Annotated in this window: 14 protein-coding genes and 1 pseudogene; all 15 read left to right on the top strand. The window is 70.7% G+C overall.

The features are described from left to right. The first annotated feature begins 35 nt into the window (after positions 1 to 35). Positions 36 to 986, top strand: a complete 951-nt coding sequence (locus ACOACQ_RS02110; protein WP_378600584.1) for a zinc-binding dehydrogenase — start codon at positions 36 to 38, stop codon at positions 984 to 986. Between the two features lie 62 nt (positions 987 to 1,048). Further along, positions 1,049 to 2,356, top strand: coding sequence for a homoserine dehydrogenase (locus ACOACQ_RS02105; RefSeq protein WP_378600586.1), 1,308 nt, complete (start codon positions 1,049 to 1,051; stop codon positions 2,354 to 2,356). Then, positions 2,353 to 3,441, top strand: a complete 1,089-nt coding sequence (gene thrC / locus ACOACQ_RS02100) for a threonine synthase (protein WP_378600588.1) — start codon at positions 2,353 to 2,355, stop codon at positions 3,439 to 3,441. The genes ACOACQ_RS02105 and thrC overlap by 4 nt, the downstream gene beginning before the upstream one ends. Positions 3,442 to 3,448: 7 nt before the next feature. Continuing rightward, entirely contained in the window at positions 3,449 to 4,366 is a 918-nt protein-coding gene (gene thrB / locus ACOACQ_RS02095; RefSeq protein WP_378600591.1) for a homoserine kinase, read from the top strand. Positions 4,367 to 4,568: 202 nt separating this feature from the next. Then, on the top strand, positions 4,569 to 6,461 hold the full coding sequence (gene rho / locus ACOACQ_RS02090) for a transcription termination factor Rho (RefSeq protein ID WP_420287494.1): 1,893 nt from the start codon (positions 4,569 to 4,571) through the stop codon (positions 6,459 to 6,461). 137 nt (positions 6,462 to 6,598) lie between these two features. Beyond that, positions 6,599 to 6,835, top strand: a complete 237-nt coding sequence (gene rpmE, locus ACOACQ_RS02085; protein ID WP_378600597.1) for a 50S ribosomal protein L31 — start codon at positions 6,599 to 6,601, stop codon at positions 6,833 to 6,835. A gap of 129 nt (positions 6,836 to 6,964) precedes the next feature. After that, the gene (prfA, locus tag ACOACQ_RS02080; protein ID WP_420287493.1) at positions 6,965 to 8,038 is read left to right on the top strand and encodes a peptide chain release factor 1; all 1,074 of its coding nucleotides are present in this window, start codon (positions 6,965 to 6,967) and stop codon (positions 8,036 to 8,038) included. Further along, complete coding sequence (gene prmC, locus ACOACQ_RS02075) at positions 8,038 to 8,892, top strand: peptide chain release factor N(5)-glutamine methyltransferase (protein ID WP_420287492.1); 855 nt, start codon at positions 8,038 to 8,040, stop codon at positions 8,890 to 8,892. The genes prfA and prmC overlap by 1 nt, the downstream gene beginning before the upstream one ends. 54 nt (positions 8,893 to 8,946) lie before the next feature. Continuing rightward, positions 8,947 to 9,642 (top strand): L-threonylcarbamoyladenylate synthase, encoded by a 696-nt coding sequence (locus ACOACQ_RS02070; RefSeq protein ID WP_378600603.1) that lies wholly within the window; start codon positions 8,947 to 8,949, stop codon positions 9,640 to 9,642. After that, complete coding sequence (locus ACOACQ_RS02065) at positions 9,635 to 10,846, top strand: glycosyltransferase family 4 protein (protein WP_420287491.1); 1,212 nt, start codon at positions 9,635 to 9,637, stop codon at positions 10,844 to 10,846. Before ACOACQ_RS02070 ends, ACOACQ_RS02065 begins: the two co-directional genes overlap by 8 nt. Before the next feature lie 68 nt (positions 10,847 to 10,914). Next, entirely contained in the window at positions 10,915 to 11,349 is a 435-nt protein-coding gene (locus ACOACQ_RS02060) for a hypothetical protein (RefSeq protein WP_378600607.1), read from the top strand. Between the two features lie 30 nt (positions 11,350 to 11,379). Next, on the top strand, positions 11,380 to 11,625 hold the full coding sequence (locus tag ACOACQ_RS02055; protein WP_378600609.1) for a hypothetical protein: 246 nt from the start codon (positions 11,380 to 11,382) through the stop codon (positions 11,623 to 11,625). A 9-nt stretch (positions 11,626 to 11,634) separates the two neighbouring features. Then, positions 11,635 to 12,423, top strand: a complete 789-nt coding sequence (atpB, locus tag ACOACQ_RS02050) for a F0F1 ATP synthase subunit A (protein WP_237111809.1) — start codon at positions 11,635 to 11,637, stop codon at positions 12,421 to 12,423. Between the two features lie 127 nt (positions 12,424 to 12,550). Then, entirely contained in the window at positions 12,551 to 12,763 is a 213-nt protein-coding gene (atpE, locus tag ACOACQ_RS02045; RefSeq protein WP_056706247.1) for an ATP synthase F0 subunit C, read from the top strand. Positions 12,764 to 12,813: 50 nt separating this feature from the next. Then, positions 12,814 to 13,341 (top strand): annotated as a pseudogene (locus ACOACQ_RS02040) (F0F1 ATP synthase subunit B); the annotation flags it as partial. Positions 13,342 to 13,524 lie beyond the last annotated feature (183 nt).

The following is a 13,524-nucleotide window of genomic DNA, read 5'->3' as shown; positions in this document are numbered from 1 at the left end:
GACCTCAACGATACTTGAGGTTGTCCACTGGGGTCATGCACGCAATCCGCCACCACGCCTTCGGGCCCGCCGACGTCCTCCAGCTCGAAGAGCTGCCCGATCCGGCGCCGGGCCCCGGCCAGGTCCGGATCGCGGTCGAGGCCGCGGGCGTCCACCTGGTCGACACCTACATCCGGTCCGGCAACGGCCCGGCCACCTTGGCGCCCCCGGAGCTGCCGATGGTTCCCGGCCGCGAGGTCGCCGGGATCGTCGACCAGGTCGGTGAAGGCGTTGACGCCGACTGGGTGGGCCGTCGGGTGGTCACCCACCTGGGCCCCGCCGGTCGGGGCGGGTACGCCGAGCTGGTGCTCGTCGACGTCGCCCGGGCCTACGACATCCCCGACGGCCTCGATCCGATGACCGCGGTCGCTGCGATCGGCACGGGGCGCACGGCCGCCGGGATCCTCGACTTCGCCGCGATCACCCCTGACGACGTGGTTGCCGTGACGTCCGCGGCGGGCGGCCTCGGGACCCTCCTGCTCCAGGGTGCCCGCAACGCCGGCGCTCGCACGGTCGGCCTCGCGAGCGGCAGCAAGCTGTCCGTCGCCAAGGGAGCCGGGGCGGACACCGTCGTCGACTACACGGTCCCGGACTGGGCCACGACCCTCCGTGTCGCCGAGCCGCGGCTGACCGTCCTCCTCGACGGTGTCGGGGGAGAGGTGCCTCGCACGATTCACCGGATGCTCGAGCCGGGCGGCCGGATGGTCCGGTTCTCCGGCGACCAGGAGGGGTACGACGCCCCCGACCGCCGGGTCGTCGACGTCCTCGGTCCGCCCCTGGCTGCCCGGCTCGGCGAATTCGAGCGCGCGGCCCTCGACGCCGCCGCCGACGGGTCCCGGGTGCCGCACGTCGGTACCGTCTTCCCGCTCGCCGATGCCGCTGCGGCGCACCGTGCCCTCGAGACCCGCGCGGCCGTCGGCAAGGTCGTGCTGGTCGTCGATCGCTGACGACCTGTCCGCGATCGGCCATCCGGAGGCAGCCGGGGTCGCACCGCCGATAGGCTGACCTGGTGAACAGTCCCCTCAAGGTTGCCGTCCTCGGCTGCGGTTCCGTCGGGTCGCAGGTGGTGCGGCTCCTCGGGGAACAGGCAGATGACCTCGCGGCCCGGGTCGGAGCACGCGTGGAGCTCGCCGGTGTCGCCGTACGACGACTCGACGCGGCGCGCGAGGTCGACGTGCCCGAGGGACTCCTCACGACGGACGCCGCGGCCCTGGTGGCCCGCCCCGACATCGATCTGGTGATCGAGGTGATCGGCGGGATCGAGCCCGCCCGGTCCCTGATCCTCTCCGCCCTGGAGAACGGTGCCTCGGTCGTCACGGCCAACAAGGCACTGCTCGCCGAGGACGGCGCCACGTTGTTCGAGGCTGCCGAGAAGGCCGGCCGCGACCTCTACTACGAAGCCGCGGTGGCGGGCGCGATCCCGATCCTGCGCCCGCTGCGCGAGTCGCTCGCCGGTGACAAGGTCACCCGGGTGCTCGGCATCGTCAACGGCACCACCAACTTCATCCTCGACAAGATGGAGACCACGGGTGCCGGTTTCGCGGACGCGCTCGAAGAGGCCCAGGCCCTCGGGTACGCCGAGGCCGACCCGACCGCCGACGTCGAGGGCTTCGACGCCGCGGCCAAGGCCGCGATCCTGGCCAGCCTGGCCTTCCACACCCGCGTGACCGCCGCCGACGTGCATCGTGAAGGCATCGCTGACGTCAGCGCCGCCGACGTGCGCTCGGCGCGTGAGATGGACAGCGTCGTCAAGCTGCTCGCGATCGCCGAGCTGGTGCCGGGTGCCGAGGGCGACGAGCCGGCCGTGAGCGTCCGGGTGCACCCCGCGATGATCCCGAGGTCGCACCCGTTGGCCAGCGTGCGCGGCGCCTACAACGCCGTGTTCGTGGAGTCCGAGGCTGCCGGTCAGCTGATGTTCTACGGTCCGGGCGCCGGTGGCGCGCCGACCGCCAGCGCGGTGCTGGGCGACCTGGTCACGGTTGCGCGCAACCACCGTCAGGGCACCCGCGGCGTGGGCGAATCGGCGTACGCCGACCGTGCCCTGCTGTCGATGGGGGAGACCCGCACCCGCTACCACGTCGCGATCGACGTCGATGACCGCGCCGGCGTGCTGGCCGCGGTCGCGCTCGCCTTCGCCGACCACGGCGTGTCGATCCAGACCGTTCGTCAAGAGGGCCGGGGCAACGACGCCCAGCTCGTCGTCGTCTCGCACGAAGCCACGGATGCGGCCCTTGCCGCGACCGTCGAGCAGCTGCGCGACATGGACATCGTCCGCGAGGTCACCTCGGTGATGCGCGTCGAGGGGACCGAAGAGTGAGCAGCACCGACACCACCGGCAGCACCACCAGCAGGCAGTGGCGTGGCGTGATCGAGGAGTACCGCGAGCTCCTCGACATCCCGCAGGACACCCCCGCCGTCACCCTTCGTGAGGGCGGCACCCCGCTGGTCCACTCCGGGTGGCTCTCCGGCCTGACCGGCGCCGAGGTGTGGCTCAAGGTCGAGGGCAGCAACCCGACCGGCTCGTTCAAGGACCGCGGCATGACCGCCGCACTGTCGGTGGCCGTGCACGAGGGCGCGCAGGCCGTGGTCTGCGCCTCGACCGGCAACACCTCCGCCTCGATGGCGGCGTACGCCGCGAAGGCAGGCGTCACGCCGATCGTGCTCGTCCCCGAGGGCAAGATCTCGGCCGGCAAGATGGCCCAGGCCGTCCTCCACGGCTCGAAGGTCATCCAGGTCCGCGGCAACTTCGACGACTGCCTGCGGATGGCGCGCGAGATGGCGTGGAACTACCCCGTTGCGCTGGTCAACTCGGTCAACCCGGCCCGCCTCGAGGGCCAGAAGACGGCCGCCTTCGAGATCGTCGACTTCCTCGGTGACGCCCCCGACTACCACCTGCTCCCCGTCGGCAACGCGGGCAACATCTCGGCGTACTGGCTCGGCTACACGCAGTACGCCGCCCTGGGCCGCGCCACGAAGCGTCCCGTCATGCGCGGCTTCCAGGCCGAGGGCGCTGCGCCCCTGGTGACCGGTGAGCCGTTCCCCGACCCCGAGACCGCGGCCACCGCGATCCGGATCGGCAACCCTGCGTCGTGGAAGCTCGCCGAGGCGGCCCGCGACGAGTCCGGCGGCCGCTTCGCCGCCGTCTCCGACGCGCAGATCCTGTCGGCGCAGAAGGAGCTGGCCCGCAAGGACGGCGTCTTCGTCGAGCCCGCGTCCGCGGCCGGCATCGCCGGCCTGCTGTCCGAGCTGGCTGCGGGGGAGTCCTACCAGGGCGCGACGGTGGCGATCACCGTCACCGGCCACGGTCTCAAGGACATCGCGACCGCGCTGGACGGGCTGGTGCTGCCCGACACGATCGTGGACGCCGACGTCGACGCCGCCGCGCGCGCTGCCGGTCTCTGAGCCAGCGATGACCTTCGTCGACGGACCCGTCCGGGTCACCGTGCCCGCGACCTCGGCCAACCTCGGCCCCGGCTTCGACACCCTCGGCCTGGCGCTCGACCTGCGGGACGAGCTCGAGGCCGAGGTGCTCGCGAGCGGCCTGGTCGTCGAGGTCCACGGGTACGGCGATGGCGAGGTCCCGCTCGATGAACGGCACCTGGTGGTCCGCGCCATGCGCGCGACGTTCGAGCGCCTGGGTCAGAACCCGCCCGGACTCCGGCTGACCTGCACCAACGTCATCCCGCACGCCCGCGGACTCGGGTCGTCGTCGGCTGCCATCGTCGGCGGCGTGTGGCTGGCCCGCGAGCTCGTCGCCGGCGGGCACCTGCTGCTCGACGACGCCGCGCTGCTCGACATCGCCGCACAGCTCGAGGGCCACCCGGACAACGTGGCACCGGCCCTGTTCGGCGGGTTCGTGATCTCGGGCCAGGATGCGGACGGCTCGTTCTTCGCCGTTCCCGGTTCCGCCGACCCGCGCGTCAGCGCCGTCGTGTTCGTGCCTGCCGACCCGGTGTCGACCGAGGCGGCGCGCGGGCTGCTGCCGGCCACCGTGCCGCACGCGGACGCCGCCGCGAACGCGGGTCGCGCCGCGCTGCTCGTCGCCGCGCTCTCGGGGCGCCCCGAGGAACTGCTCCGGGCGACCGAGGACCGGCTGCACCAGCAGTACCGTCGCTCCGCGATGCCCGCCAGCCTCGCCCTCGTCGAGGCGCTGCGCGCCGACGGTGTCGCTGCGGTGATCTCCGGAGCCGGCCCGACGGTGCTCGCGTTCTCCGAGGGCGTCGACAGCCCGGCGTCGGCGGACCTCGTCCGGCGCTGCCCCGAGGGCTGGGCCACGCACTCGCTCGCGATCAGCGGCGCCGGCGCCGCGCCCGCGGACGGCCGCTGAATCACCCCTCCGTGGTGATACATTGACGACGCGCCGCAGTTCTCGGCGCCCGGCAGGCGCTCCTGGTGCCTCCCACTTCCTCCGGCCCGGCCGGCTCCGAAGGTCCCGATCTCTCGGTGCAACCGTGCAGGATTCAATCCAGTGCCGTTCCGTGCGGAATTCTCCGGATCCGGAACGTGCGTGACACGTCTGAAGGACTCACGTGACCGAAACTCTCGATTCCACTGAAGCTGCCGGCCCTGTTGCTGGGGCCCCCGAGGCCGCCAGCAAGGCGCCGAAGAAGCGCGCCGGTGGACTCAACTCCATGCTGCTGGCCGACCTCAAGGCGATGGCGGGCGGCATGGGCATCCCGGGCGCGGGCAGCATGAAGAAGGCCGCGCTCATCGACGCCATCAAGGGCGCCCAGTCCGGGCAGTCCGGGCAGTCGGCTCCGCGGACCGCCCCGAAGGCGGACGAGGCGAAGGCCGAGCCCAAGGCCGAGCCCAAGGCCGAGCCGAAGGCCGAGCCCAAGGCCGAGCCGAAGGCTGACCCGAAGGCCGAGGAGCCGAAGCAGGGCAACCAGCAGGGTGGCCGGCAGGCCAACCAGCAGCGTCAGGCCAAGCAGCAGGGCCAGGCGAAGCAGGACGGGAACCAGTCCAAGCAGGACGGGAACCAGCCCAAGCAGGGCCAGGCGAAGCAGGACGGCAACCAGCAGAACCAGCCGAAGCAGGGCCAGGCCAAGCAGGACGGCAACCAGCCCCGCCAGGGCAACCAGCAGAACCAGCAGAACCAGCCGAACCAGCAGAAGCAGGGCAACCAGAACGACCAGCCCCGCAACACCGATGACGGCGACGGCCAGGACGGCGACTTCGACGGCGATGGCGAGGGTGGCGAGGCAGGCAGCCGCCGCAACCGGCGCCGTCGCGGCCGGGACCGCGACCGCACCGCGGCCCGCTCGAGCCGCGAACCCGACACCGAGGTGCGCGAGGACGACGTCCTCGTCCCAGCCGCAGGCATCCTCGACGTCCTCGACAACTACGCCTTCGTCCGGACCAGCGGCTACCTCGCCGGTGTCGACGACGTCTACCTGTCGCTGTCGATGGTGCGGCGCTACGGACTTCGTCGCGGTGACGCGATCGCCGGCCAGGTCCGCCAGCCGCGCGAGGGCGAGCGTCGCGAGAAGTTCAACCCGATGGTCCGCATCGACACCGTGAACGGCGTCGACCCGGAGCAGGCGAAGAACCGCGTCGAGTTCGACCAGCTCACCCCGGTCTCCCCGGACGAGCGCCTCCGGATGGAGACGACGCCCGACAACGTGACGGGCCGGATCCTCGACCTGGTCGCGCCGATCGGCAAGGGCCAGCGCGGCGTCATCGAGTCCCCGTCCAACGCGGGCAAGACCACCACCCTGCAGGCGATCGCCAACGCGGTGACGGCCAACAACCCGGAGTGCCACCTGATGGTGGTGCTCCTGGACGAGCGTCCCGAGGAGGTCACCGACTTCGAGCGCGCCATCAAGGGCGAGGTCATCGCGAGCACGTTCGACCGGCCGGCGACCGACCACACGACCGTGGCCGAGCTCGCCATCGAGCGTGCGAAGCGCCTGGTCGAGCTGGGCCACGACGTCGTCGTGCTCCTCGACGGCCTGACCCGCCTCGGCCGCGCCTACAACCTGGCCGCGCCGGCCAGCGGTCGGATCCTGCCTGGCGGCGTCGACGCGGCGGCGCTGTTCCCGCCGAAGAAGTTCTTCGGGGCCGCGCGCAACATCGAGAACGGTGGCTCGCTCACCATCCTCGCCACGGCGCTGGTCGAGTCCGGCTCGAAGATGGATGAGGCCATCTACGAAGAGTTCACCGGCACGGCGAACCTGCAGATCCGGCTCCGCCGCGACCTCGCCGAGCGGGACGTCTTCCCGGCCATCGACCCCGTCGCCTCGGGCACCCGTCGGTCCGAGCTGCTGCTCGGCAAGGAGGAGGTCGCCATCCTCGGTGCGCTCCACCGTGACCTGGCCGACCGCGACGGTCGGGCGGCGGCGACCCACCTGCTCGAGCAGGTGCGCAAGACGCAGACGAACTACGAGTTCCTGCTCCAGGTGCAGAAGAAGGCCCGCGCCTGAGCGCTGCTTCCGCACGCGCGGCCCCGACCGGTGTTCGCCGGTTTGGGGTCGCGCCCGGCAGCGACGTAGAATCATCCGTTGGCTCCGGTTCACGTCTGCATCCGCTTGACGACCCGGGCCCCCTCGAGAGGACACCCATGAAGAAGGACATTCACCCCGACTACGTCGTCACCGAAGTGACCTGCACCTGTGGCAGCGTCTTCACGACGTACAGCACCGCGACCGGCGGCAAGATGCACGCCGACGTCTGCTCGCAGTGCCACCCGTTCTACACCGGCAAGCAGAAGATCCTCGACACCGGTGGCCGCGTTGCCCGGTTCGAGGCCCGCTACGCCAAGAAGGCTCCTGCCGCCGAGGCCGACGCCTCCAAGTAGCGACCTCCGAGCGCCGGTTCTGCCCTTCACGGGTGGGACCGGCGTTCGTCATTTCCCCAGCAAGCTGGTCGAGTAGCCGCGAGGAACGAGCGGCGTGTCGAGACCCGTCGCCGTACCGAAGGAGCCCCCGTGTTCGAAGCCGTCGAAGGCATGCTCGCCGAGCACGCCGCCCTCGAGGAGCAGCTGGGCCAGCCCGAGACGCACGCCGACGCGCGACTGGCGCGGACCGTCAACCGCCGTTACTCCGAGCTGAACGCGATCATCGCGACCTGGCGCGAGTGGCAGCAGTACGGCGAGGACGCGGAGGCCGCACGCGAGCTCGGGGCCGACGACCCGGCCTTCGCCGAGGAGGCCGAGTCCCTGCTGGAGCAGCGTGAGGTGGCGGCGGAACGGCTGCGCCGCCTGCTCGTGCCGCGCGATCCCACCGATGACAACGACGCCCTGCTCGAGGTGAAGTCGGGGGAGGGTGGCGAGGAGAGCGCGCTGTTCGCCGCGGACCTGTTCCGGATGTACAGCCGCTACGCCGAGCAGCGTGGCTGGAAGATGGAGGTCCTCGACGCCACCGAGTCCGACCTCGGCGGCTACAAGTCCGTGACGGTGGCCGTGAAGGCGCCCGGTGCGGTCGAGCCCGGCCAGGCGCCGTACGCCCTGCTCAAGTTCGAGGGCGGCGTGCACCGCGTCCAGCGGGTGCCGGTCACCGAGTCCCAGGGCCGGATCCACACCTCCGCGGCCGGCGTGCTCGTCATGCCCGAGGCCGAGCAGGTCGACGTGGAGATCAACGACAACGACCTGCGCATCGACGTCTACCGGTCCTCCGGTCCCGGGGGCCAGAGCGTCAACACCACCGATTCGGCCGTCCGGATCACCCACGTCCCGACCGGGATCGTCGCGAGCTGCCAGAACGAGAAGTCACAGTTGCAGAACAAGGAGTCCGCGATGCGCATCCTCCGCGCCCGGCTCCTCCAGGCCGCCCAGGATGCCGCCGACGCGGAGGCGAGCGATGCCCGCCGCAGCCAGGTCCGCACCGTCGACCGCTCCGAGCGGATCCGTACCTACAACTATCCGGAGAACCGGATCTCCGACCACCGCACCGGCTACAAGGCCTACAACCTCGACCAGGTGCTCAACGGCGACCTGCAGCCGCTGCTCGACTCGTGCGTCGAGGCGGACCTGGCTGCCCGTCTCGCTGCGCTGGAGGAGTGATGGTGTCGGCCCGCGCGCTCACCGCCGAGGCGAGCGCCCGTCTCCAGTCCGCTGGCGTCGCCAGCCCCGAGTACGACGCCGCTGAGCTGCTCGCGCACGTCCTCGGCACCCGCCGCTCGCAGCTGCCCCTCATCGACGAGGTCGCCGCTGCCGCTGCTGAGGAGTACGACGCCCTGATCACCCGTCGCGCGCAGCGCGAGCCGCTCCAGCACCTGGTCGGACGGGCCTGGTTCCGCCACGTCTCGGTCGCCGTGGGACCGGGTGTCTTCGTGCCCCGCCCCGAGACCGAGCTGCTCGCCGGCTGGGCGATCGACCAGGCCCGCGCGGTGCTCGCGGACGGACGGGTCCCGGTGGTGGTCGACCTGTGCACCGGGTCGGGCGTGATCGCCCGCAGCATCGCCGACGAGGTGCCCGAGGCGCAGGTCCATGCGGTCGAGCTCGACCCGCCGGCGCATGCGTGGGCCGAGCAGAACCTTGCCGACACGGGAGTCGACCTGCGCCAGGGCGACCTGGCGACTGCGTTCGACGACCTCGCCGGTCAGGTCGACGTCCTGGTCAGCAACCCGCCGTACGTCCCGCTCGAGGCGTGGGAGTCGGTGGCCGTCGAGGCCCGCGACCACGATCCGCACCTGGCCCTGTTCTCCGGTGACGACGGACTCGACGCCATCCGTGTCCTGGAGCAGCGCGGCGTCGTACTGCTCCGCGCCGGCGGCGTGATCGGCATCGAGCACGCCGACGCCCAGGGGGAGTCCGCTCCGGCGGTGTTCAGTCGCAGCGGTCGCTGGGAGGAAGTACGCGACCATCGCGACCTCGCCGGGCGCCCGCGGTACCTCACGGCACGCCGACCACGATGAGTCCACGGTGATGCCGGTGCCGATTCTTCATGCGGCGGTGCGAGGATGGGCGCCGTGAGTGCCGAGCGGTTGCCGACCCAGACCGACGAGGAACGCGAAGCGGCGATGGATGCCGCGAGCCGAGCCGTCCGCCGTGGTCGCCTCGTCGTGATCCCGACCGACACCGTCTACGGCGTCGGTGCCGACGCGTTCGACCCCGAAGCCGTGGCGCGCCTGCTGGCCGCCAAGGGCCGGGGCCGCGAGATGCCCCCACCGGTGCTCGTCGGCACCAAGGGCACCCTCGAGGCGCTCGCGACCCGGGTTCCGGACTACGTCGGCGTGCTCGTCGAGAAGTTCTGGCCGGGCGCGCTGACGATCGTGTGCCACCAGCAGCCCTCGCTGCAGTGGGACCTCGGCGAGACCCGCGGCACCGTCGCGATCCGGATGCCCGACCACGAGCTCACCCGCGCCCTGCTGGACCGCACCGGACCGCTGGCCGTCAGCTCGGCCAACCTGTCGGGACAGGAGGCGGCGCTCGACGCCGACAGCGCCGCGGAGATGCTGGGTGAGTCGGTCGCCGTGATCGTCGATGCCGGTGCATCGCCCGGCGGGGTCGCTTCGACGATCATCGATGCGACAGGGGACCGCCCGCGCCTGCTGCGCGACGGCGCCATCGCGATCGCGGACATCGATGCCGCCCTCGCCGACCTGGACCTGACCGTCGACACCGGCCTCCCTGAACCGACGGAGGCCGAGCCGACCGATGCGTGAGTACCTCGTCGTCTTCCTGGTCGCCGCCACGGTCACCTACCTGTTGACCGTCGTCGCCCGGGAGATCGCGGTACGTACCGGTGCCGTCGCGAAGGTGCGCGACCGCGACGTGCACGCCGACCCGACGCCGTACCTCGGCGGGCTGGCGATGCTCGGGGGACTGTTCGCGGCGTACTTCGTGGCCAGGGAGCTCCCGTTCCTCGGCAAGGAGAACCCGTTCGTCTTCGAGGACGCCCTCGCGGTCCTGATCGCCGGTGCGCTGGTCTGCGCGGTGGGCGTCGTCGACGACATCTTCGACCTCGACGCCCTGACGAAGTTCGGGGGACAGGTGCTCGCGGTCGGGGTGCTGGTCTACTCCGGCATCCAGTTCCGCTACTTCTACCAGTCGACCGGCGAGGTCTTCGCGCTCGACACCGCACAGGGCGCCCTGCTGACGGCCTTCGCGGTGGTCGCGACGGTCAACGCCGTGAACTTCATCGACGGCCTCGACGGCCTCGCCGCGGGCGTCATCGGGATCAGCGCCTCCGCGTTCTTCCTGTTCTGCTACTCGCTGTCCTACCTCAACGACGTCAGCCGGGCGACGACCGGAGCCCTGCTCTCGGCCGCGCTGGCCGGCGCCTGCGTCGGCTTCCTGATCCACAACTTCCATCCGGCGCGGCTCTTCATGGGCGACAGCGGGTCGATGCTGATCGGCCTGGTCCTGTCCGCCACCGCCATCACGGTCACCACCCAGTTCGCGCCGGGCGACCTCACCCAGGGCGCCGACGGGGCCCGCTCGAGCCTGCTGCCGGTCCTGCTGCCCGTGGCCCTGCCGATCCTGATCCTGATCGTGCCCCTGGGCGACCTGGTCATGGCCGTCGTACGACGAACGCGGGCCGGACGTTCGCCCTTCGCTCCCGACAAGCAGCACCTGCACCACCGGTTGCTCGAGATCGGCCACTCCCAGCGCCGGGCCGTGATCATCATGTGGCTGTGGGCGGGGCTGATCGCGTTCGGTGTGGTCGTGGCGAGCGTGTTCACCGGCGCCGTGGTGTGGATCGGCCTCGCGGTGGGCCTCGTCGTCACGGTGGCCCTCACCTTCGCGCTGCCCCTGGTGCACAACCAGGCCCTCGAGGACGTCATCGAGGCGGCTCTCGAGGGTCCGGACAACCTGGAGCAGGGGCTCGATCCGGGGGCCGGTTCGGACCCTGCCGGGACTTTGTGATAACTTTCACGAACTCCCGAAGAGCTCCCCTTCGGGCCCGTTGGAACAGCGACTAGAAACGGCCGCCGATGATGACGACCGAGACCCGGGCACCCTCCGTGCTGATGCGTGCGGCCTTCGCGGCCCTCGCCGCCGGAGCGGTCCTCGTGGCGGTCGGTGCGCTGGTCTCGGGCTCGCCTGCTGCGTGGGGCGCGGTCGTCGGCACGCTCATCGCGGTCGGGGTCTTTGCCTTCGGAGCCTTCACCGTGGACGCCGTGGCCCGGCTGATGCCGGCCGCGTCCCTGCTGTTCGCGCTGCTGACGTACACCTTCCAGGTGGCGGCCATGGCGCTGGCCTTCGTGGTCGTCAGCAGTGCCGGACTGCTCGACGACGAACTGAGCCGCAACTGGCTCGGTGGCGCGATCATCGTGGGTGCCTTCGTGTGGATGGCCGCCCAGATCCGCCTCGCGACGACGGCGCGCATCCCGGCGTTCCAGACCCCGTCCGAGGGCGGTGCGCGATGACCTCACGCGACTGCTATTGTCCGGGGCGCAATGAGTCAGCCCGAGGAGAAGCCCAAGGGCGATCCGTGGCATGCGTTCGGCTACATCGTGGCCGGGGTCGCTTTCTACGGAGTGCTGGGGGGCCTAGCGGACCACTGGCTCGGCACTCGATACCTGGTGGCCGTCGGCATCCTGGTGGGCGCGGCGTTGGGGATCTACATGACCTTCGCCCGCTTCCGGCCCGAACAGCCCGAGAACAACGCCCATGACGTGCACGATCCGCAGGACACGGAATAAGGAGACCTGGTGAACATCACAGCCAGCGCCACCGTCACGGCAGAGCCGTTCCCGGCCCCGGGCCCGCACACTTTTGAACTGCCCGGCATCTTCGGCACCGAAGTAACCAAGCCGATGGTCCAGCTCTTCCTTGCGGGCATCGTGGTCTTTGCGTTCCTCTACCTCGCCGCCCGCAAGCGCGCGATGGTTCCCGGCCGGCTGCAGTTCGCCGGCGAGGGCGCGTACGGCTTCGTCCGCAACAGCGTGGCCCGCGACATCATCGGCGGCCACGACTTCCAGAAGTTCGTGCCGTACCTCGTCACGGTCTTCTTCTTCATCCTGGTGAACAACCTCTTCGCGAGCATCCCGTTCATCCAGTTCCCGACGTTCAGCCGGGCAGGCATGGCCTACGCCCTGGCCGGCATGTCCTGGCTGGTCTACAACGCGGTCGGCATCCACAAGCACGGCCTGCTGGGCTACCTCAAGCTCCAGTGCGTTCCGTCCGGTGTCAGCCCGTTGATGTACCCGCTCCTGGTCCCGCTGGAGTTCTTCTCCAACATCCTGGTTCGCCCGGTCACGCTGGCCCTGCGTCTGTTCTGCAACATGTTCGCGGGGCACATCCTGCTGGTGCTGTTCTCGACCGGTGGCCTCTACCTGATCCAGGACGTCGGCGGGATCGGGTACGTCGCAGGCCCGCTGGCCTGGGTGCTCGCGATCCTCGTGAGCTTCCTGGAGATGCTGGTCCAGTTCCTGCAGGCGTACGTCTTCACCCTGCTGAACGCCATGTACATCCAGGGCGCGCTCGCAGACGAGCACTGACCTGTACGGCGGTCTCCGGACCGCACCCCTGCTTCACCCCAGACTCAACTCCCCACCCACAGTTTTCCCGCAAAAGGAAACAACCGAAAGGAACAAGGCCGTGAACTCACTGGCTATCACCGGCGACATGGGCGGCTCGCTCAACATGATCGGCTATGGCCTCGCGGCCATCGGCCCGGGTATCGCCATCGGTCTCATCTTCGCCGCGTACATCAACGGTGTTGCGCGTCAGCCGGAGGCCCAGAGCCGCCTGCAGTCGATCGCGATCCTCGGCTTCGCCCTCGCTGAGGCGCTGGCGATCATCGGCATCGCGCTCGCCTTCGTCCTCACCGGCAAGTAATCCGCCGGTAGACGGCGTCCGCCCTTTACTCGATCGACAAGGTCAGGTCCATGAAGTCACTGTTGATCCTCGCCTCCACGGGTGAGGAGGAGGCACACAATCCGCTCATCCCCGAGCCGATTGAGATCGTCCTCGCCCTCGTGGTGTTCGCGATCCTCTTCTTTGCCATCAAGAAGTTCGTCGTCCCGAACTTCGAGAAGACGTTCGCCGAACGCACCCAGGCGATCGAGGGCGGCATCGAAGCAGCTGCGAGCAAGCAGGCCGAGGCGGACGCCAAGCTCGCCGAGCTCGAGAAGCAGCTGGCGGACGCCCGTCACGAGGCAGCCCGCATCCGCGAGGAAGCTCGCGAGCAGGGTGCCCAGATCGTGTCCGAGATGCGCGACCAGGCCCAGGCCGAGTCGACCCGCATCCTCGACCACGGCAAGGCGCAGATCGAGGCCGAGCGCCAGCAGGCGGTCACCTCGCTCCGTGCCGAGGTCGGCACCCTCGCGACCGGCCTCGCCGGACGCATCGTCGGTGAGTCGCTGGAGGACGACGAGCGTCAGTCCCGCGTCATCGAGCGCTTCCTCGCCGAGCTCGAGACGGCTGACCCGGTCGCTGCCGTGACCAAGGCAGCTCCGGCTGCCAAGTCCGCTGCTCCGGCCGCCGCCGAGCCCGAGGCACCGGTCGGCTTCGCCGACGTCGAGCAGCCGCTGCTGTCCGACGAGGCCGAGGAGCGGTCGTTCCCGGGTGCGGTCAAGGCTCCGGCCGACGGCAGCCAG

Source organism: Nocardioides sp. CPCC 206347 (assembly GCF_048654605.1).
GTDB lineage: Bacteria > Actinomycetota > Actinomycetes > Propionibacteriales > Nocardioidaceae > Nocardioides.
This window is presented reverse-complemented; position numbering and strand designations above follow the sequence as displayed.

Excerpts from the sequence above, each read along its gene's own strand:
- ACOACQ_RS02110 (WP_378600584.1), top strand. The coding sequence starts at position 36 with ATGCACGCAATCCGCCACCACGCCTTCGGGCCCGCCGACGTCCTCCAG.
- thrB (WP_378600591.1), top strand. The coding sequence starts at position 3,449 with ATGACCTTCGTCGACGGACCCGTCCGGGTCACCGTGCCCGCGACCTCG.
- rpmE (WP_378600597.1), top strand. The coding sequence starts at position 6,599 with ATGAAGAAGGACATTCACCCCGACTACGTCGTCACCGAAGTGACCTGC.
- prmC (WP_420287492.1), top strand. The coding sequence starts at position 8,038 with ATGGTGTCGGCCCGCGCGCTCACCGCCGAGGCGAGCGCCCGTCTCCAG.
- ACOACQ_RS02065 (WP_420287491.1), top strand. The coding sequence starts at position 9,635 with ATGCGTGAGTACCTCGTCGTCTTCCTGGTCGCCGCCACGGTCACCTAC.
- ACOACQ_RS02060 (WP_378600607.1), top strand. The coding sequence starts at position 10,915 with ATGATGACGACCGAGACCCGGGCACCCTCCGTGCTGATGCGTGCGGCC.
- ACOACQ_RS02055 (WP_378600609.1), top strand. The coding sequence starts at position 11,380 with ATGAGTCAGCCCGAGGAGAAGCCCAAGGGCGATCCGTGGCATGCGTTC.
- atpE (WP_056706247.1), top strand. The coding sequence starts at position 12,551 with ATGGGCGGCTCGCTCAACATGATCGGCTATGGCCTCGCGGCCATCGGC.